The organism is Mesorhizobium sp. M7A.F.Ca.US.005.03.1.1, assembly GCF_003997975.1.
Taxonomy (GTDB): Bacteria; Pseudomonadota; Alphaproteobacteria; order Rhizobiales; family Rhizobiaceae; genus Mesorhizobium; species Mesorhizobium ciceri.
This window is the reverse complement of sequence record NZ_RZRO01000002.1, coordinates 39192-59310: the sequence shown is the minus strand read 5'-3', so window position 1 is coordinate 59310 and position 20119 is coordinate 39192. Positions and strand designations below refer to the sequence as shown.

The following is a 20119-nucleotide window of genomic DNA, read 5'->3' as shown; positions in this document are numbered from 1 at the left end:
CGAGAACGTCTCCGAGCCCTTGCGAAGCTCGAAACCGCCGATTAGCCTAATCGCCAGACCGTCTGTGGAAATTGTCAACTCCGCCGGCTATCGTCTCGGTCGCCAACGGGCGCCCACCGCTTACCCTACGTAAACAGCAGAAGCCAAGATATTGAAAGAGCCAACATGCTGTTGCGCGGGTCGCATTGGATAACGCTTGCTCTGCTGATGCATCACGACCGGCCGATGACGGTGAACCAAGACGACCCGACCTGGGACCGCCAGTCGAGTGAAGATGATTTGGATGTTTTGGAGAATCTGGCTGCGACCCTTGTCGCTGCGCCCGAGAATGGGCTGCCCCTTTTGCACTTCGCGACACGCTACGACATTGGCGTTGAAGTGTTCGATGTTCCGGGTGGATTCCTGGCTATGTCCAACATTGCTCCATTCGAAGGGAATGAGAAACGATTCACAGCAAGTGGCAAAGGCTTTGATGCCGGCACGGCCGTGCTGTCTTGCCTCGGAGAGGCCGCGGAGATTTCCAGCTGGGCCTGCAGAGCCGAAGACATCACGGCGTCAGCACGCATCGGCTCTCCAGGCGATGGAATGAGGATCGATGCGATTCAGGTGTTGGGCTTTTCGCTGGAACAGATCCGACATCGCGATCGGCTCAACAGAGTGTGGCGTGGCTGGGACAGTATCCCTTCAACGGATCATCTGAACAATCCCCAGCTATGGGCGTCCGTTCGCAGCTTCCATGACGATAGGGTCGCGCTTTGTCCGGCGTTTCTCTGCTATGGCCGCTTTGGTGACGTCGCATATGGCGATTGCAGCTTGAACGTCGACACCAATGGTTGCGCCGCTGGCACAACGCGGGCCGATGCAAGAACCCGCGCCTTGCTTGAACTCGTCGAACGAGACGCCACAGGGATATGGTGGCACCGAGGCTCCCTGAGAAAGCGGCTGGATATCGCGCGGCTTGATGACCAAGGCTTGGCGTCTCACATCCAGCAGCATCGCCAAGAAACGGGACGCAGGCTCTGGCTTCTCGATATCTCGTCCTTCCGCACGGCCATCGTGACGGCGGCGATCAGCTGCGAAGACAGTGGCGAGCATATGGCGGTGGGTTTCGGGTGCAGCTTCGATATGGTTGCTGCCGCCCGGTCCGCGTTTTTGGAATTGATACAATCCGAAGCTGCGATGCAGGCCCATGCCGAAAGGGCAGAACGGCCCCGTAATAAAACGATGAGCGATGACGATCGTCGGATGACCCGCTGGAAGCGTTTCGCTGACGTGCGCAACTTTCGTTTCGCCATCGGCAAGCCTGCCGACGGCCTGGAAAGCGCTGGCGAAAGCAACGTCACCGACCTGCTGAATGAAATCGGCGAAGTTTGTGGTTCGCAGGTCTGGTTCGCCGATCTTTCGCGATCCGAGATTGGTATCCCCGTTGCAAAGGCGATCTGCGAGGGATTATCCCATTTCAAAGCGCGCTGGGGCTGCCACCGAAACGCCGCACCTTCCATCGCAAGTGATTCGAGCAAAACAGCAGGCCGCCTCTCGCAGGCCAGAAAACTTTTGATCTAATTGTTACAGGCAATGACGACACGGTCACGTTGGAGACCCGCCGCCGGTTACAGGACGCTGATGAGGAAGCCGGCGTTACGATGGTGGGGCGGGGCCAGGACTTCGTGTACGTCGGGATTTGCTCAAGCAGGGGCTCCGAGTTCGCCGGGATCTCGTACAGCGGGGAAGTTGAGTGAACCCCTGTTGACTTGAGGGCGCGAACGCTGCTGTTTTGGGTCGCAAAGCCGCCCGACGGCTAGCGGTGCAAGAAGGGCGAAAAAAGCGGACTTTTGTCGAGATATTTAGGGCAAACTGAAGCAATCCGTGGGACCGCACACCGCCGATCAATGTCTGGATCTCTTAAGACGCTGGTGCGCGCGAACTCGGCAGATGCAAACTTGTGTCTCCAGATCGGTGTTCGACTATCCGGCTAAGGTTGCGCCCAGTCGCTTGGAAATCGAAACAATCCAGGCTCGCAGCTCAGGACCAAAAGGCTTCTCAAGAATGGCCCGATCCCAAGCCAAAAAATAAGGTTCCGGCAGCCTGATCCGCTTGTCGAACGGGGCGACGAGCCTGCCCGACGCGATATCGTCGGCAGCCATCGACAGTTGCGCCAGCACAAAGCCCCTTCCGTTGGCCGCCGCATCGATCGCCGCGCTCGACAGGGAAAAGGCCACTTCGCCGGATGTTCTGCGGTGCACCGCGCCGATGCTTGCGGCCCATTCCGCCCATGTCGGCGGCGAGCGGTGATCGCGGGCCCATTCGATGCTGAGAAGCGGCAGATCGAGAATATCGGCGGGCTTTCCGACCGGATGTTTCGCCAGCAGCGTCGGCGAGCAGGCCGGCACCACCCAGTCGGTGAACAGTTCGGTGTAGTGCTCGAAATCACGATATTTCGTGCCGTACGAAATACGGAAGTCAACTTGTTCGGCGCCCAGCCTTGGCTCCGTCTCGGCGCCCACCAGCCGCACGGTCGCGCCGGGGTGGTCGACCTGCCAATCCAGGAGCTGCGGGCCGATCCATTTGCTGGCCAACGACGGCAGGCAGGAGATGGTCAAAGTGTCCGCGGACCGGGCCTGTTCGATGAGATCCTGGGCGTCGCGAATGTGTTCGAAGCCGACGGCAACCGCTGCGTGGTAAACGCGGCCCAGCGCGGTAAGGGCGACACTCCTGCCGCGCCGTTCCAAAAGCCGCGCCTCCAGGGCGTCTTCGGCCTTGCGGATCTGCTGGCTGACCGCGCCGACGGAGACGCCGAGTTCGTTGGCGGCCGCCGTCACACTGCCACGCCTCCCGAAAGCCTCGAAGGCCTGTATCGCACGCAGTGGGGGCGTCTTCTTCACCTGGGCAACGATCCTGGGGTCAGCTTGATTTAGTTTTTCTAAAATAGAACGCAGATGCAAGCCCTATGTCGTCCCAGGCCCGCAAGATATTCGTTTAGGCGTCACAAGCTCGGGAGGACGCCATGTTTCTTCGAAACTGCTGGTACGTTGCCGCATGGGACCATGAGGTCGCCGACAGGCTGGTGCCGACCCGGATACTTGGCGAGGATATTGTCCTCTACCGCCGGACCGATGGCGTGGTGGCGGCGCTCGAGGATGCCTGTCCCCACCGCAAGCTGCCGCTGTCCATGGGCCGCATCAAGGGCGACACTGTCGAATGCGGCTATCACGGGCTGACCTTCGACAGCACCGGAACCTGTACGCGCGTGCCCGGTGCTGAAAAGATACCGCATGTGGCATGCGTTCGTTCCTATCCGATCGCCGAACGTTACGGGCTGCTGTGGATATGGATGGGCGAAGCGGCAAAGGCCGACCCCGCGCTGATTTTCGCGGTCGACCACTGGGGCGATCCGGCATGGGGCGTCAATCGCGGCGAGTCCATGGCGCTCGATTGCAACTACCTCTACATGACCGACAACCTGCTCGACCCCTCGCATGTGTCTTGGGTCCACCAGTCCTCCTTCGGCGGCGTTCAGGCGATGGAGGATGCGCCACTCGAAACCACCGTAGGCGCGGACGGCGTGACCGTGTGGCGCTGGGTGGTCGATGCCGCGCCGGCGCCCTTCTATGCGCCTTTCCTCAAATTCTCAGGCAATTGCGACCGCAAGCAGCACTACGAAGTGCGCTACCCCTCCAACGCCATCATCAAGGCGATCTTCGTGCCGGCCCGCACCGGCGGCGAGGGCAAGCCGCTGCACGAGGACGTGTTCCTCATGGACAGCTACAACTTCATGACGCCGGTCGATGAGAACCAGACGAAATATTACTGGTTCCAGATGCGCAATTTCGCCCCCGACGATTTGGAGGTTTCCCGCCAGTTCGCCACCTCTGTGCGCGGCGCCTTCGACGAGGACCGCACCGTGCTCAATGCCGTGCACAAGGGCATGGCAAACAAGCGCACGCCCAATCTCGATCTGAAGATAGATGTCGGACCGCTGCGCTTTCGCCGGAACCTGGCCAAGCTGATCGCCAGCGAGAGCCAGCAATTGGCAGCTGCCGAATGAATGCATTCACCGCTCGCGACACCATCGCAAGAAGCGGATTTCGCGACCTGAAAGTGGTCGCGAAGGTGCGCGAAAGCGCCCTCATCACTTCATTCCATCTCGAGCCGGTCGATCCACAGGACTGGCGCGACTTCCAGCCGGGCCAGTTCCTGGTGTTCCGGATTCCGGTAGCGCGGGAGGCCGCCGGCGAAAGGGGATATGTGCTGCGCAACTACAGTATCTCCTGTTCCCCAGACAGCGCTTCCTATCGGATCAGTGTGAAGCGTGAGGCAGCACCCGGGCCGGGGCTTCCCGATGGGATAAGCTCGTGCTTCCTGCATGACCGTATCGACGTCGGTGATGTGCTTCAGGCGGAAGGGCCGCGCGGCGATTTCGTGCTCGACAAGGCCAGCAACCGTCCAGTCGTGCTGCTCAGCGGCGGCGTCGGGCTGACGCCGATGGTGCCGATGCTGCATGCGTTGGCTTCGTTGCCGGACCGCCGTGCCGTCTTCATTCACGCCTGCGACAACGGCGATGTGCATGCCTTGCGCGATGAGGTGACCGGCCTGGTCTCGACCCGTCCCGGCCTGACCGCACACTTCTGCTACCGGCACCCGTCCGAGCGCGACAAGGCCGAGCAGCGCTTCCATAGCGAAGGCATGATTTCGCGGGACGTGCTGCAGCGTCTGCTGCCGATCGATGACTATGATTTCTACCTCTGTGGCCCGCCGCCGTTCATGCAGGCGATCTACGTCATGCTGCGCGAGCTTGGCGCGCCAAGGTATCGCATTGCCTACGAATTCTTCGGCCCGGCGACGCTGCTTGAGCCCGATGCAGTGCGAGTTCCCGCGGTTCCAGCGCAGCCGGCAAGGATCGAGCCGGCCGGGGAAGCGACAACCGTGGAATTTCGGAAGTCGGGCCTGACGGCCGTCTGGGATGGCTCGGCCGTATCGTTGCTCGACTTCGCCGAGAACCAAGGTCTGTTGCCGGAATTCAGCTGCCGGGCCGGCATCTGCGGCACATGCAAGTCGCGGCTGATCTCGGGCGACATCGCCTATTTCGAAGAACCGCTGGACGAGCTTGGAAGCAGCGAAGTGCTGTTGTGCTGCTCCAAGCCGCGCGGATCAGTCGTCCTCGATATTTGACAAGATTGCCGCGCGTGGGCGCGGGGAAACGGAAGTCGGGATTTGGAACAGTCGGTCAAACCAGCGTCGAGCCTGCCGCTCAATCCGCATATCGCCGCCTTGCCGCCCTACAATGCCGGCATGAACATCTCGATGGCGCGGGCGCTGAGTGGCCGCAACGATGTCGCCCGGCTGGCCAGCAACGAGAACCCGGATGGGTGTTCTCCCGCCGTCATGGCCGCATTGGCCTCCTCATCCTTCGAGCCATGGCGCTATGCCGATCCGGCCTGCACGGCGCTGCGGGCGGCGCTTGGCGAAAAACTGGCGATCGATCCTGGCATGATCGTTGCCGGCAATGGTTCCGAGGAGATGATCGCCGCCATCTCGCGCGCCGTCCTGGTGCCGGGCGCCTCGGTCGTCACCACGGTGCCGAGCTTCGGGCTGCATGAGATAGAGCCGCTGGCTGCCGGTGCCGATGTCGTCAAGATTGCGATGACACCCGAGATGGGGTTCGATCTTGCCGCGCTCGAAGCGGCGATCGCCGTTGGGCCACGGATCGTTTTCATATCCTCGCCGTGGAATCCGGTCGGGCCGGGTCTCGACCACGCTGGCCTGCGACGGCTGATCGGCGCCGTGCGGCCCGGCACGCTTCTTGTCCTGGACGAGGCCTATTTCGAATTCGCCGATCCCGGCGCGCCCGACGGCATCGAGGTCCTGCGTAACAGCAGCATCGACCATGTCGTGCTGCGCACACTTTCGAAGGCTTATGGCCTGGCGGGGCTGCGCGTTGGCTATGCCGTTTGTTCGGGCTTCGAACTGGCAAGAGTGATCGCGGCCGCCAAGACGCCGTTCAACGTCAATGCGGCAGCGCAGGTCGCCGCAATTGCGGCACTGGCCGACGAAAGCTGGATGAAGGCGTCGGCGGGCCGCGTCAGAGCCGAGCGCGTGCGCACCGCCGCCGCACTTACGGGCCTTGGTTTCCGGGTTGCCCAGTCGCAGACAAACTTCCTGTTCTTCGACTGCAAGGGCGACAGCTCCAGCGTTGCCGCCGGTCTCCTGAAGCAGGGGATCATCGTTAAGGCGTGGCGCGAAGCCGGCTACGAGCACTATCTGCGCGCCACCATCGGCTTGCCGGCCGACAACGACCGGCTGATCACGGCGCTTCAGGGATTGGCTGGGCGATGAGCGGCCACGCGTCTCCCAGGCAAACGAACTGGATCGAGCAAGCGGTGCCGTTGTCGGTTGTCGACGCGATCCGCCATGTCGTTGGCGCCTCGAATGTGCGGACCGGTGATGATGCCGGGGCGATCGACCTTGGTTCGAACGGGATGGATTGCGCCGCCGGCATCGTCGTTGCGCCTTCATCGACCGGTGAGGTTGCGGCGGTGGTGCGCATCTGCAGTCAAAATGAGATTCCGATCGTGCCGCAGGGCGGGCGGACCGGCCTGGTCGGCGGAAGTGTCCCGCGGCCGGGCGAGATCGTTCTTTCCCTGGCACGCATGAACCGGATCGAGCGGCTCGATCCGGTCGAGCGCGTGGCGGTGGTCGGTGCCGGTGTTACCCTCGAAGCTTTGCAGTCTGCCGCATTTGAGCACCGGCTGGAGCCCGGTATCGATCTTGCCGCGCGCGGTTCGGCGACGATCGGCGGCATGGTGTCCACGAATGCGGGTGGCGTGATGGCCTTTCGCAACGGGGTCATGCGCCACCGCGTCCTTGGCCTGGAGGCCGTGCTGGCCGACGGATCGGTCTATTCCGATCTGACGCGGGTGGTGAAGAATTCCGCCGGCTACGATCTGAAGCATCTCTTCATCGGTGCGGAGGGCACGCTTGGCATAGTGACCCGCGTGGTCGTCAAGCTCGACCCTTCGCCGCGAGCCACCGCCACCGCGCTTTTCGGGCTGCCGTCTGTCGAAGCGGCGCTGCAAGTCATTCGTCTGGCGCTTGAATCGGATGCGGGACATTTGCGCGCGGCGGAGGCGATGTGGACCTCGTATTTCAGCCTGGCCGCAGCCGCGCATGAATGGTCCGAACCGAGCGTGCCGCTCGACCAGACACTGTTCCTGCTGCTGTCGCTTGGCGGCGCGCGCGAAGAGGCGCTGCGCGAAGATTTCGAGCGTATCTATTCGGAAGTGATGGAGCGCTATCCTGAAGCCACCGGCATCATTGCCGGCTCGCGGCGGCAAGAGGAAGACCTGTGGCGGTTGCGCGAGGACACCGGCGTGCTCTATCGCGCCCATCCCCAAGCGCCTTCCTTCGACGTGTCGGTGCCTCTGTCGGAAATTCCGGCCTACCTCGACAGAATCCTGCCCCGGCTCGCAGCGATCGAACCGGGTCTGGCGCCCTATGTATTCGGTCACCTGGCCGATGGAAACCTGCATATCATCCTCAACCGTCAGGGTCCGCTGGCGCCTGACGTAGCGGAGGCTGCCGAGAGCGTCCTGTACCAACAACTGCGGGAGATTGGCGGTTCTTTTTCCGCCGAGCACGGTGTTGGGTCCAAGCGCATCCATTCGCTGCTGGCGACGGTTGACCCGACGAAGCTCGCCGTGATGGAGCGGGTGAAACGAGCGCTGGACGATCAGTCGATCATGAACCCCGACAAGGTGCTTCCCTCCGACGCCTGGTTTGTCCGGTCCTCCAGGCCGCTCCTTTCCGGCAATGAGCGCCGATTGCCACCTCAGAACACGAGCGATCACAACGATGAATAGCCCCACGGTGGAACGACAGGGAATGAACGGATTGACCGCAACCGCCAGCGATCCGGTGGGATCGACCATGCGCCATGATGAGCCAGCCCCCGCCTATGCCCGTGATTTCGCCGTCCTTCGCAGGAGATTTCGCGAAGCCGCCGAGCGGGCCGGCGCGGAACTGTCTGAATATGTTCATCCGCTGAACGGCCCGGATGGCGAGACGCTGGCGACGGATGTGGCGCTGCTTGGCCGCCGCGATGCGCGCAAGCTGATCGTGCTCATCTCCGGTACGCATGGTGTCGAGGGCCCGTTCGGCTCGACTTGCCAGACCGCCTGGCTCGGCCAGAAGCACCTGCGGCGCCTGCCCGGCGACACAGCCATCCTTGCCATTCACCTCATCAATCCCTGGGGTACGGCTTGGTCGCGGCGCGTCAACGAGGACAATGTCGACCTCAACCGCAACTTCATCGACTGGTCTTCAAGTGCTCCCGTCAACAACGGTTATGCCGGCCTGCACGACGCCATGGCGTATCGCGAGTGGGAGGGACCGGACCGCATAGCGGCCGACGAGAAGCTCGCCGTGGCGCGCAAAAGGCTTGGGCATGCCGGGCTGGCGGCGATCGTCGAAGCCGGCCAGTATGAGTTCGCCGACGGCATGTTCTACGGCGGTGGCGGCCCGGTCTGGTCGAACCGCACCTTGAACGAAATTCTGAAGACCTTTGCCGGCGCGGCGCGCCAGGCCATCGTCTTCGACCTGCATACCGGCGCCGGGCCTTACGGTTATCCGGCTCTGCTTTCTGTGGCGAGTTCCGAGCATGACGGCCTTGCCTGGGGCAAATCCATCTTCGGGCCGGCGCTGGCGACAGTCCTGACAGGCCAGGGCGCCAAGACCGATACCGGCATCACGGCAACGGCGACCGGCTATGTCTCCGATGCCGTCCGCAAGGCAATGCCGAACGCGCGCGTGCTGCCGCTTGTCGTTGAATGCGGCACGTTGGACGGGCCGGCTGTCATGGAAGCGGTCCAGGCCGACAACTGGCTGCATCTGTTCGGCAAGCTCGATTCGCCGTTGGGCAAGCGGATCCGCGACGCTCTGCGTTGCGCCTTCATCCCGGATGACCCAGACTGGCAACGCACCTGCCTGTCCAGCAGCCTGCGCTATTTCGATCGTGCGCTGGCGGACCTGCGAGCCGTCGAGATAACCCAGGACACCAGCAGCGAACAGACGCCGCCAACCCTTCCTGCCGTCGCGGCCGATCCGGCGCCCGCTGACAAGGCAAAGATCACCACGCCGGCCGTGCAGATCGACGAGCTTCACAAGAGCTTCGGCTCGCTTTTGGTGTTGAAGGGCGTCAATCTCACCGCCCATGCCGGTGAGGTCATTTCCATGATCGGCTCGTCGGGCTCGGGCAAGAGCACGTTCCTGCGTTGCATCAATCTTCTGGAGCAGCCGGATGGCGGCAAGGTCGCCATCGATGGCGAGGTGATCAAGATGAAGCCGCTGTCGAGCGGCCGTCTTGGGCCAGCCGACATGGCGCAGGTCGAACGCATCCGCGCCCGCGTCGGCATGGTGTTCCAGAACTTCAATCTGTGGCCGCACATGACGGTGGCGGAGAACATCATCGAAGCGCCCCGGCACGTCTTGAAGGAGCCCCGCGAGAAGGCCATCGAACATGCGCACGCCTTGTTGAAGAAGGTCGGGCTCGCCGACAAGCACGCTCATTATCCGGGCCAGTTATCAGGCGGCCAGCAGCAACGCGCCGCGATCGCCCGAACGCTCGCGATGCGTCCCAAAGTCATCCTCTTCGACGAACCGACATCGGCGCTCGATCCCGAGTTGGTCGGCGAGGTGCTGCGCGTGATCCGTCAACTGGCGGAGGAAGGCAACACCATGATCCTCGTAACGCACGAGATGCAGTTCGCGCGCGAGGTCTCCCACAAGGTTCTGTTTCTCCACCAGGGAAAGGTGGAGGAAGAGGGTGCGCCCGCGGAGCTGTTCGGCAACCCGCGCTCGGAGCGTCTGCGCCAATTCCTGGCTCGGACACTGTGAGGGAAGCATCCTCGAAGCGTCCGGTTCGCACCGGACAACGGCAATGAAGACCAACAACAAGGGGAACTGATATGAAGCTGAAAGTCTTGACGCTGCTCGCATGTCTCGCGGGAAGCATGGGAAACGCATTGGCGGCCGAAGGCGAGTTGTCCATCGGAACGGAAGGCGCCTACCCGCCATGGAGCATGTCCGACGCCAGTGGCAACGTCACCGGTTTCGACGCCGATGTCGGCGCGTTGCTGTGCACCAAACTCGCGGTGACCTGCCATTTTGTCGTGCAGGCGTTCGACGGGTTGATCCCGGCGCTGAAGGCCAAGCGCTTCGACGTCATCATCTCGGGCATGTCGATCACCGCCGATCGCAAGAAGGAGATCAATTTCAGCGTCGGCTATGCCGAACTGGCCAACATGTTCGTCGCGGCCAAGGGTTCTGATCTGGCCGCGATCACCGACGTCGACACGCTGCTGAAGTCGCTCGACGGCAAGAAGGTCGGCGTGCAGGCTGGCACGACCCACGCGCATTTCCTCGAGAAGCGTGCACCGAATGCCGACCTGAAAACCTACGACACGCTTGACCAGATGCAGATCGACCTGGCGAGCGGCCGTATCGACACGGCTTTCGCCGATCAATCCGCCTTGCAGGATTTTCTGGACAAGCCTGACGGCAAGAACTTCCAACTGGTCGGTGTTGAGATCAAGAGCACATACGACCCGACGCTTGGCGAAGGCATCGGCGTCGGCATCGCGCAGGACAACACCGAACTCAAGGCCAAGATCGACAAGGCGCTTTGCGAGCTGATCGCGGACGGCTCGGTCGGCAAGGCAAGCCAGAAATGGTTCAAGACGGACATTTCCCGGCCCTGCAAATAACGCCTTGGAACCCTCGCATGCGCCCGGATCTCCGGGCGCATGCACTTCATTGGCACGACAAGACTAGGGCAACTCAGATGGAATTCGGTCTCTGGCAGGTTTGGGAAGCGGGTTGGGTGACCGCCATCCTGCGTGGCGCGTCGATAACGATCCTGGTGGGTCTCGTCAGCATGGCGGCCGGGCTGGTGATCGGCATTGTCTGCGGCTTGATCAAATGGGCCCGGATATTTCCGCTCTCGCTGCTCGTTGATGCCTATACCTCGCTGGTGCGCGGCGTGCCCGAGCTGCTCATCATCTACCTCCTGTTTTTCAGTTCGGTTGAATTCGTGACCAAGGTCGTGACCGCTTTCGGCTATGCCGGGGTCGCGGAGAGCGGCTATGCGTTCGTCATCGCGGTCATCGCCATCGGCGCGATCTCCGGCGCCTATTCGACCGAGGTCGTGCGCGGGGCCCTGGGCGCGATCCCCAATGGGCATATCGAGGCCGCGCGCGCGCTCGGGCTATCGGGCGGCCGGATCTTTCGCCGCATCATCGCGCCGCAGATGCTGCGCATCGCGGTTCCCGGAATCAACAACGTCTGGCAGACCACGATCAAGGACACGGCCCTGGTCTCGGTGGTCGGCCTTCAGGAGCTGATGCGCATTTCTTTCATTGGCGCCAATTCCACCCGCCACCCGTTCATCTTCTACCTGATCGCGGCTGTGGTTTATCTGGCCATTACGCTCGTCAGCCAGGCCGGGTTCGACGCCATCGAACGCCTACTCAGGGTGAGGACGAGAAAGTAGTTATGATGGATCTCATCCAGCTAGCGGTTCCCGTCCTGCTCAAGGGCCTGTGGGTCACAGCGGCACTAACGTTCGTCTCGGTGCTGATCGGCTTCAATCTGGGCCTCGGTTTGGCGCTGATGCGGCTGTCGTCGAACCGCTTCCTGTCAGGCTTTGCCAAATATTATTCCAATGTCTTTCGCGGGACGCCACTGCTGGTGCAGATTTTCCTGTTCTATTACGGGCTTGGCCAACTTTCCCTGATCAAGGACAACGCAGCTCTGTGGTGGTTGATCAGCGACGGCGCGCGCTGCGCCGTGCTGGCGCTTGCGCTGAACACGGCTGCCTACACGTCGGAGATCCTGCGCGGCGGATTGATGTCGGTTCCGGTTGGCCTCGTCGAAGCGGCGCAGGCATGCGGCATGTCGCGCATGCTGCGGTTCCGGCGCATCGAGTTTCCGCTCGCCATCCGCCAGGCGCTGCCGGCCTATGGCAATGAGCTCATCCTGGTCGTCAAGGGGACCAGCCTTGCCTCGACGATCACGGTGCTCGAAATCACCGGCTACGCCAAGCGGCTGATGAGCCAGACCTTCGCAATCTTCGAGATCTTCGCCATTGCCGGCGTGCTCTACCTTGTGATCAATCTGCTGTTGATCGCGATCATCCGCGCCATAGAGCGTTTTCTCATGCGTCACGAGGCCTCCTCTGGCCGAGATCTGGCAGCGCCGCAACCAAATCGATCGACCGTGGGTTCGTGACGCCCCTGCTAAGATAGAGCGATCCCAAACCAATTGTCACTGACGGTCGAGTGGCTACTCGTCAGTCGTTGGAAACAAGGCCGGCGAGAAGCGAGTAGTTTTCACGACGTCTCTGACTAAGATCCAATTTCATTGGACGCTGAATGCCCGAGATAAAATGGGTGACCGATCGTCTCGCTTTAGATCACTGCTTCCTCGAGAAACGGCTCGTTGCGATCTATGCGCTCGTAACAGAACGGCGAAAGATCGAGCGTCTGGAAAGCCCCGTGAACGATAAGTTCTGAAACGGCCCGGCCCACGGCTGGCGACTGTTGCAGCCCGTGCCCCGAGAAGCCGTTGGCAAACATGAAATTGGTCACCTGCGGGTGGAAGCCGACGATGCCGTTGTGGTCGAGCATGTTGTACTCGTAGTGGCCGGTCCAACTGGTCTGGACCTTGAGTGCGTCGAAAGACGGAATGCGGTGCCAGAGTGCCGGCCAGATGTAGTCGTCGAACTCTTCATGGTGCATTTCAAAGTCGTCGTAGCCGGCCGGTCCGTCGCCTTGCGGCGTGTTGCCGGTGAGAAAAAGCTCGCCTTCGGGACGCACGAATGTTCCGGAAAGGTCGATGACATTGGGCATCCGGCCGGGGATCGGGTTGGCGCTGGCGAAGACGAAGCTGTAGCGCTTGTAGGGCGCGACCGGGATCGACAGGCCGGCCATGGCGGCCACCTGCTGAGCGCGCGGGCCCGCGGCGTTGACCAATGTTCCGCAGGCAACCGTCTGTCCGGTCGCGAGGCGCACCGAGATGACCCGCCCATCGGCGATATCCAGCCCTGTCACGGCATTGTCGATATACTCGACGCCGCTGGCGCGGGCTGCGCGGCGGAAACCGTTCATCAGCCCCACGGAATCGAACCAGCCCTCTTCCCTGGCCCCCCAGGAACCGCCACCGAGATCCTCCACATTGAGCCAGGGGAAGCGATCCTTCAGCGGGCCCGGCTCAAGAAACACCGTGTGGGCCCCAAAACTGCGTTGCAGATCGACGCGCTCGCGGGCCGCTTTGACGCCGTCGGGTGAACAGCAGTAAAGATACCCATGCTCCTTGAAGCCGAGGTCGGGCGCCGGTTCGTCCTTGTAGAAAGGTGCCATACGCTCCTGAAATCCGCGGATGATCTCGATGCCGAACTGGCTGATCTTCACATTGATCGGATTGGAATATTGCTGCCGGATCGCACTGGTGGAGAGCGCCGTCGACGAGAATTCGTAGCTCGAGTCGCGTTCGACCACGAGGATCGAGGCGCCGCTGCCCAGCGCCTGGCTCAGCCAGTAGGCCGTGGACGAACCGATGACGGCGCCGCCGACGATGACGATGTCGTAGGCGGTGCGTGACGGCGCTTTGTACCGGGGGATCGGCATGGCTGTATCTCCGGTCTACTGAGTGAACGAAGCGACCAAGGCATCCGAGCCCCGCGCCAGCAGGCCGAGGTCGGAACCAACGGCAACCATGGTGAAGCCGTCGGCGATGTAGCGGTCGGCATCGGTCTTTGCGGGAGCCAGGATCCCGCTGGCCTTGCCTGCCGCCGTTGCCGCCTTGCGCACCGAGGCGATCGCTTCTTGAACGTGTGCGGCCCCGGGATTGCCCATCGCACCCATATTGGTGGAAAGGTCGCCGGGCCCGACGAAGAGAACGTCGACGCCGTCCACTGCCGCAATTTCCGCGGCATTGGCGACGCCCAATTCATCCTCGATCTGTACCGCGAGAAGCTGCTGCTCACGCGCCTTGGCGTGGTAACCGGCGATGCGACCGAAGCCGTTGGCACGGTGACCGACCGAGAAGCCGCGAAATCCACCAGGCGCATATGTCATAGCCGCGACAATGGCGCGGGCCTGATCGGCCGTCCGCACATTGGGGATCGTCAGGCTGCGCGCACCGATATCCAGGGCCTGCTTGATCAGATTGGGATCGTCGGAAGGCAGCCTGACGACGGCCTCGCTGTCGAAGCCGCCCATGACCTGCAACTGGGCCATGATGCTGCGCAGATGGTTGGGGCTATGCTCGCCATCGATCAGCAGCCAGCCGGAGCCCGCGACAATTTCCGTCGTCAGGGCCGAAGCCAGCGAGCACCAGATGCCGATATGGGCCCGGCCGGCCGATACGGCAGCCTTCAGCGTGTTGAGGCGCTCTTGCATTTTGCGGTCGGTCTCCGATGAGCGAAAGGACGTTGAAATTTGTATGATGTCCTATATCATACGGCAATAATTTGCTGCAAGATGTAATACGCACCAACCTTCGTACAGGGGTTCAAGAATGAAGATCGGGTTCATCGGGCTCGGTGTGATGGGAGCACCGATGGCGCACCATCTCGTCGACGCGGGACATGAGATCTTCACGGTCCTGAACCGCTCCCCTCTGCCGAAGGACCTTAGGGCATCGGTCGTCGCCTCTCCTGGCGATGTGGCGCGGATGTCCGAGATCATCGTGACCATGCTGCCCGACACGCCAGATGTGGAGCGTGTCCTGCTTGGAGGAAACGGCGTCCTGGAGGGGCTGTCGGCCGATAAGCTGGTCATCGACATGAGCTCGATCAGCCCTATCGCCACTGCGGAATTCGCAGCGAAACTGCGGCAAGCGGGAGCCGGCTACCTCGACGCCCCGGTCTCGGGCGGTGAGGTCGGCGCCAAGGCGGCGAGCCTCACCATCATGGTCGGCGGGCCGACCGCAGAGTTCGAGCGCGCGCTGCCGATCTTTCGGACGCTGGGCAAGAACATCACCTTGATCGGCGAGCACAATGGCGCCGGCCAGACCTGCAAGATCGCAAATCAGATCATCGTCGCGCTCAACATAGAGGCCGTGGCGGAAGCGCTCGTCTTTGCCAGCAAGGCCGGTTGCGACCCGGCAAAGGTGCGCGCCGCGCTGATGGGCGGCTTTGCCTCGTCCCGCGTGCTGGAGGTGCATGGCGAGCGCATGATCGCCCGGACCTTCGCCCCGGGCTTTCGCATGCGGCTTCACCAGAAGGATCTCAACCTCGCGCTCGAAAGCGCCCGCGCGCTTGGCGTCTCGCTGCCGAACACCGCGATGGCGCAACAACTGATGAGCGCCTGCTCAGCCCGACCAGGCGGCGCGGAGGCCGACCACTCGTCCCTCGTCCAGGCGCTGGAGATCCTCAGCGGCCACGAACTGTCAAAAGAAAAGGAGTAAAACCGATGCGCGGAACCGGCAAGGCCGAGATCTTCGTGATGCTGGCCCATCCCGTGGCCCATGCCAAGAGCCCCGGCATATTCAACGAGATCTTCGAGCAGAAGGGCCTCGACAGCCTCATGGTGCCCTTGAGCTGCCGCCCGGAGGATTTCGAGGCCTTCTGGGCCGGCATTACGGCAGCCGAGAATATCAGGGGCGTGATCATCTCGGTGCCGTACAAGGTTGCGGTCTATCACAAATGCACCGCCGCTCACGACCGCGCCGCGAGGGTGCAGAGCGCCAATTCCGTGCGCCGGCTGCCCGATGGCAGCTGGTACGCCGACAATTTCGACGGCGTCGGCTTTATCGATGGCCTCAAGGCAGGCGGACATGAGATTGCCGGCCGCCGCATCCTTCAGGTCGGCGCCGGCGGCGCCGGCGCGTCCCTGGCCTATTGTCTTGCCGAAGCCGGTGCCGAGGAAATCCGCTTGGCCGACATCGATACCGGTCGCGCCGAAAAACTGGCGGCGCTGGTCGCGCAGGTCTTCCCGAAATGCCGCATCCAGGTTGGAGAGGCCGAGCCTTCCGGCATGCATATGGCGATCAACGCCACGCCGGTCGGCATGCACGCCGGCGACCCGCTGCCGCTGGATGTGAGCCGGCTGACCCCGGACATGACGGTCGTCGACATCATCATGGAGCCCGCCGAGACCCCCCTGCTAAAGGCGGCGAAAGAGATTGGCTGCCGCATTCAGCCGGGGCGCCCGATGATGGATTTCCAGGTCCGGGCCATGTCCGAATTCTTCGACATCGAAGGCAAAGGTCGCGGCAATGGCTGAGACATTGACGGCCGTCGTCATCGGCGGCACTTCCGGCATCGGACGCGCGATAGCGCTGCGCTTCGCCGAGGACGGCTACCATCTGGTGGTCGCCGGCAGGGATGCGGCACGGGGCGATGAGGCGGTTGGCGCCTGCGCGGCGGTCGGCGCACCGCGCGCGCTGTTTGTCCAGACCGATGTCGCCGAATCCGGCTCGGTGGAAGCGCTGGCGCAGGCCGTCAGCGACGCGTTCGGTACCCCGCACGTCGTCGTCAACTGCGCCGGCATCCTGCAGAGTGGCAAGCACGTCCTCGACCAGGATCTGGACGAAGACGAGAGGATGTGGCGAGTGAACTATCGCGGCACCTTGCTGGGTTGCCAGGTGTTCGGTCGGCTGATGTCGGCTGCCGGGCGAGGCGCGATCCTGAACGTCGGCTCGCTTGCCTCCTTCGCGCCGCTGTCCCTGCCCGCCTACACGCCCGGAAAGCATGCCGTCCTGGCCTTGACCCAGATCCTGGCCGCCGAGCTCGGTCCGCACGGCGTACGCGTCAATGCGGTGGCACCCGGCTACACGCTTTCGGACGGGCTGAAAGCCAGGATCGCCAAGGGTGAGCGCAACCCCGAAGCCATCCAGGCGACCACCGCGCTGCGCCGCTTCGTCGAGCCGCGCGACGTTGCCGAGGCCGCACTGTTCCTCTGCTCCGACCGGGCCGCATCGATAACCGGCGTCACCCTGCCCGTCGACGCCGGCTGGCTCGTTCAGGCGCCCTACGCACAATATCTGCAGGGAAACCCCATCCGCCAGACGCCGGCAATCTGACCCCATCCGGCGGAGGCCGGAAATCTGACCCATCCGGCGGAGGCCGGAAATCTGACAAGGACAATCCAATGAGTGACATCAAGCGCTTCGACTTCGACACCCGCATCCACCACGGGGTCATCCACAATGGCACCCTCTACCTCACCGGCCAGGTCGCAAAGCCGGGTCAGTCCGCAGCCGACCAGATGCGCGAGGCGCTTGGCAAGGTCGACGTCCTGCTTGCCAAGGCCGGTACGGACAAGACACGCATCCTTCACGTGCAGATGTGGCTGGACGACATCAGGGATTTCGACGAGGTCAACACGGTCTGGGACGGATGGATGCCGAAGGAGCATGCACCCGCGCGCTCTTCCGGCGAAGGACGGATGGCCAAGCCTGGAATGCTGGTCGAGCTGATCGTCACCGCGGCGGTTTGAATGGCCTTGCCGGTTCGGGCATCATCGCGAATCTGGCTAAGGGGAGACTGATGACGAAGCGCAAACCGCTTTCCACTGTCGTGGCGGAGAGTCTGTCCGAAAAGATCCGTTCCGGATCTCTGCTTCCCGGCGCGCAATTGCCGACCGAGGCGGAGCTTTGTGCCGAGTACGACGTCAGCCGGACGGTGGTGCGGGAAGCGGTGGCGCGATTGCGCTCCGAAGGGATGGTGGTGCCGCAGCAGGGCCGCGGCATGTTCGTCAGCGAAACGCCGGCGCCGCGCAATTTCTCGATACCGGACGAGGCGCTGAGGACCTTGCCGGAAACCATTGCCCTGCTCGAACTGAGATTGAGTGTCGAGGTGGAGTCCGCCGGGCTATGCGCGGAACGGCGCACCGATGCGGAGGCGAGTGGAATCCGAGCCCTGATGGAACAGGTCGACGCCCAGCAAGCGGATCCCGCTGTCGTCCAGATCCACTACGACTATGATTTCCATCTGGCGATCGCCAAAGCCGCGCGCAACGAATTCATCCACGGCTTCCTGAGCTATCTCAGGCCGATGATCGTTCCACGCTTTCAACTGGGCTACGTGGTCACGCCGGCGCTCAAGGACAGCTATTACGCACGCATTCACAACGAGCACAAAACCATCGTGGATGCCATCGAAAGGCAGGACGGTCGTGCCGCTCGCCAGGCCATGCGCAAGCATCTGCACAACAGCCTCGGGCGTGTGCGCGCTTTGGCACGGGCTTCGGGCGTCGCGGCGACAGAGGCAGAGCAGCAGGCGGCTGCGGCCTCGCTCTTTACCGATATGAAAAGACCTGTTTCGACCGGCGGATAGGCCCCGGCTTCGATCACCCAGGCATTCGCACTCACTCAAATTAGCCACGTATTGCGAAAGCCATGTTTTTGCTCCGCCAGCTGACCTGAACCGTTTCCCACAGGCTGAGAACATCGTTTTCCCGTCGTTTCCTTCGGTTTTCAGCCTCGGCGCCGAGGTCACCACCTGTCCAGGTTTCGGGCGGGAGAAGAGAATTCGAAAGTTTATCTTTCCTTTTTGCTGGTTTTCTTGGTTTTGCGGCATCGGCCCAGGCCGCAGACTGAATCAGGCAATCAGGGAAGCCAACGTGACGACAGCCTTCATCACAGGTGCAACAAGCGGCATAGGGCGGGCCATGGCGATCGCACTGAGCGACGCCGGCTACGATGTCTATGCGGTCGGGCGCAGCCAGGCCGCGCTCAAGGCGTTGCAGGCCGAGCGATCCGGCATCGTGCCCATCGCCGTCGACGTGACCGATCGCGAGGCGCTGGAAGCTGTTCTGGCGGATCTGACCATCGACGTGCTGATCAACAATGCCGGGATCATGCCACCGTTGGGCAATTTCGCCGACATGAAAATCTCCGACATCGACACCACGCTGGAGGTCAACCTCAGCGCGGCAATCCTGCTTACCCGCCTCGTCGTTCGGCAGATGCGCGAGCGGCAGGCTGGCCACATCCTGTTCACCGGCTCCACCGCGGGCCACGCGGCATATTCCAACATTGCCGTCTATTCGGCCACCAAGGCGGCGATATCAGGCTTTGCCGCCGCGTTGCGCGCCGACCTCTCCCCATCAGGCGTCCGTGTCACCGAGATCGTCGCCGGCCGTGTCGAGACGCAGCTCTACCAGGACATCCTCGACGCAAAGGCGCGCGCGGCCATGTACGCCAGCAAAGTGGTGCAGCCGGATGACGTGGCCAGAATGGTGGTCGCGGTACTCGGCCTGCCCGCATGGGCCGACGTTACCCGTTTCGACATCATGCCGACATGGCCAACCTCGCCAAGCGGCACCAAGTAAGGAAAAACTGGAATGAAGGATCTTTCCGTTCTGATCGTAGGCGGCGGCGCTGGCCTCGGCGCGCTTTTGGCCAGGATGGCTGTAGAGGCCGGGGCTGCAAAGATCGGCATCATCGACATCAACCAGGACGCCGCCGAAGCCGCTCTCGCCCCGGCAAAGGCCAACGGCCTGCCGACAGCGACCGCCCTGTGCGACATCCAGGTCGGCCCTCAGTGCCAAGCCGCCTTCGACGCCATCGTTTCGAAGCTCGGGCGTATCGACACGCTGATCAATTGCGCCGCGATCTACCCTCGCCGCCCGCTCCTCGAGATCAGCGACGCCGATTGGGATGCCTCCAACGGCATCAACATCAAGGGCACTTATCACATGATGGTGGCAGCCGTTCGCCACATGCAATCGCAGGAGCCGAAGAGCCATGTGCGTGGCCGGATCGTCAACCTGACCTCTGTCGATGCCTTCAAGGCGCATCCGCAGAACGCCCACTATGCGGCAACCAAGGCCGCCGTGGTCAGCCTGACGCGCTCCTTTGCCCATGACGTCGCAAAACACGGGATCCTGGTCAATTCGGTGGCCCCCGCAGGCATGGCCACGGAGCGGGCCAAGGCCCTCGGCTTCCTCGAGGAACTGGCCAAGGCGAGCCCGCTGGGTCGTGGCGCCGAGCCTGCGGAGATTGCCGAGTGGGTTCTCATGACCGGCGGCCCCAAGAATACCTACATGACGGGAGAAAATGTAATTGTTTCAGGTGGTTATATATACGCCTGAGCTATTTTCGCGGCGCCGGCGGCGCTGAA

19 protein-coding genes are annotated in these 20119 nt (G+C 62.6%); 16 read left to right on the top strand and 3 right to left on the bottom strand.

Features of this window, described 5'->3' with window-relative positions; translation table 11 throughout:
* Window positions 1-165 precede the first annotated feature (165 nt).
* Entirely contained in the window at window positions 166-1563 is a 1398-nt protein-coding gene (locus EN990_RS01320) for a YcaO-like family protein (protein ID WP_127388232.1), read from the top strand.
* Window positions 1564-1964: 401 nt separating this feature from the next.
* Here EN990_RS01320 and EN990_RS01315 read toward each other — a convergent pair whose 3' ends face one another.
* Window positions 1965-2882 (bottom strand): LysR substrate-binding domain-containing protein, encoded by a 918-nt coding sequence (locus EN990_RS01315; protein ID WP_013530419.1) that lies wholly within the window; start codon window positions 2880-2882, stop codon window positions 1965-1967.
* 122 nt (window positions 2883-3004) lie between these two features.
* Here EN990_RS01315 and EN990_RS01310 point away from each other — a divergent pair, with 122 nt between their 5' ends.
* From EN990_RS01310 to EN990_RS01275, 8 genes are all read left to right on the top strand, one after another.
* Entirely contained in the window at window positions 3005-4045 is a 1041-nt protein-coding gene (locus EN990_RS01310; RefSeq protein ID WP_013530418.1) for an aromatic ring-hydroxylating dioxygenase subunit alpha, read from the top strand.
* Entirely contained in the window at window positions 4042-5169 is a 1128-nt protein-coding gene (locus EN990_RS01305; RefSeq protein WP_127367986.1) for a 2Fe-2S iron-sulfur cluster-binding protein, read from the top strand. Before EN990_RS01310 ends, EN990_RS01305 begins: the two co-directional genes overlap by 4 nt.
* A gap of 42 nt (window positions 5170-5211) precedes the next feature.
* Window positions 5212-6333 (top strand): aminotransferase class I/II-fold pyridoxal phosphate-dependent enzyme, encoded by a 1122-nt coding sequence (locus EN990_RS01300; protein WP_127367985.1) that lies wholly within the window; start codon window positions 5212-5214, stop codon window positions 6331-6333.
* Window positions 6330-7856 carry an FAD-binding oxidoreductase gene (locus EN990_RS01295; protein WP_127367984.1) on the top strand — a complete coding sequence of 509 codons (1527 nt, stop codon included), beginning with the start codon at window positions 6330-6332 and terminating at the stop codon, window positions 7854-7856. Before EN990_RS01300 ends, EN990_RS01295 begins: the two co-directional genes overlap by 4 nt.
* 22 nt (window positions 7857-7878) lie before the next feature.
* The gene (locus tag EN990_RS36560) at window positions 7879-9888 is read left to right on the top strand and encodes a DUF2817 domain-containing protein (protein ID WP_127384594.1); all 2010 of its coding nucleotides are present in this window, start codon (window positions 7879-7881) and stop codon (window positions 9886-9888) included.
* 71 nt (window positions 9889-9959) lie between these two features.
* Complete coding sequence (locus EN990_RS01285; protein ID WP_127367982.1) at window positions 9960-10757, top strand: transporter substrate-binding domain-containing protein; 798 nt, start codon at window positions 9960-9962, stop codon at window positions 10755-10757.
* Window positions 10758-10834: 77 nt separating this feature from the next.
* A complete protein-coding gene (locus EN990_RS01280) occupies window positions 10835-11542 on the top strand; it encodes an ABC transporter permease subunit (protein WP_164753458.1) in 708 nt (235 codons plus the stop codon).
* A gap of 5 nt (window positions 11543-11547) precedes the next feature.
* Window positions 11548-12279, top strand: a complete 732-nt coding sequence (locus EN990_RS01275; protein WP_063173765.1) for an ABC transporter permease — start codon at window positions 11548-11550, stop codon at window positions 12277-12279.
* A 179-nt stretch (window positions 12280-12458) separates the two neighbouring features.
* Here the strand turns inward: EN990_RS01275 and EN990_RS01270 are convergent, their stop codons facing one another.
* Together EN990_RS01270 and EN990_RS01265 are read right to left on the bottom strand one after the other, a co-directional pair.
* The gene (locus EN990_RS01270; protein ID WP_013530410.1) at window positions 12459-13676 is read right to left on the bottom strand and encodes an FAD-dependent oxidoreductase; all 1218 of its coding nucleotides are present in this window, start codon (window positions 13674-13676) and stop codon (window positions 12459-12461) included.
* Window positions 13677-13691: 15 nt separating this feature from the next.
* Window positions 13692-14450, bottom strand: a complete 759-nt coding sequence (locus EN990_RS01265) for an HpcH/HpaI aldolase/citrate lyase family protein (RefSeq protein WP_127367980.1) — start codon at window positions 14448-14450, stop codon at window positions 13692-13694.
* Window positions 14451-14568: 118 nt separating this feature from the next.
* Between EN990_RS01265 and EN990_RS01260 the strand changes: the two genes are divergently transcribed.
* From EN990_RS01260 to EN990_RS01230, 7 genes are all read left to right on the top strand, one after another.
* Complete coding sequence (locus EN990_RS01260) at window positions 14569-15459, top strand: 2-hydroxy-3-oxopropionate reductase (protein ID WP_064992566.1); 891 nt, start codon at window positions 14569-14571, stop codon at window positions 15457-15459.
* Between the two features lie 5 nt (window positions 15460-15464).
* Window positions 15465-16277 carry a shikimate dehydrogenase gene (locus tag EN990_RS01255; RefSeq protein WP_013530407.1) on the top strand — a complete coding sequence of 271 codons (813 nt, stop codon included), beginning with the start codon at window positions 15465-15467 and terminating at the stop codon, window positions 16275-16277.
* On the top strand, window positions 16270-17076 hold the full coding sequence (locus EN990_RS01250; protein WP_063168722.1) for an SDR family oxidoreductase: 807 nt from the start codon (window positions 16270-16272) through the stop codon (window positions 17074-17076). The genes EN990_RS01255 and EN990_RS01250 overlap by 8 nt, the downstream gene beginning before the upstream one ends.
* A 68-nt stretch (window positions 17077-17144) precedes the next feature.
* Entirely contained in the window at window positions 17145-17492 is a 348-nt protein-coding gene (locus tag EN990_RS01245) for a RidA family protein (protein ID WP_013530405.1), read from the top strand.
* A 50-nt stretch (window positions 17493-17542) separates the two neighbouring features.
* A complete protein-coding gene (locus tag EN990_RS01240; RefSeq protein ID WP_164753459.1) occupies window positions 17543-18331 on the top strand; it encodes a FadR/GntR family transcriptional regulator in 789 nt (262 codons plus the stop codon).
* 286 nt (window positions 18332-18617) lie between these two features.
* Complete coding sequence (locus EN990_RS01235; protein WP_127367978.1) at window positions 18618-19328, top strand: SDR family oxidoreductase; 711 nt, start codon at window positions 18618-18620, stop codon at window positions 19326-19328.
* 12 nt (window positions 19329-19340) lie between these two features.
* A complete protein-coding gene (locus tag EN990_RS01230; protein ID WP_127367977.1) occupies window positions 19341-20090 on the top strand; it encodes an SDR family oxidoreductase in 750 nt (249 codons plus the stop codon).
* The last annotated feature ends 29 nt before the right edge of the window (window positions 20091-20119 follow it).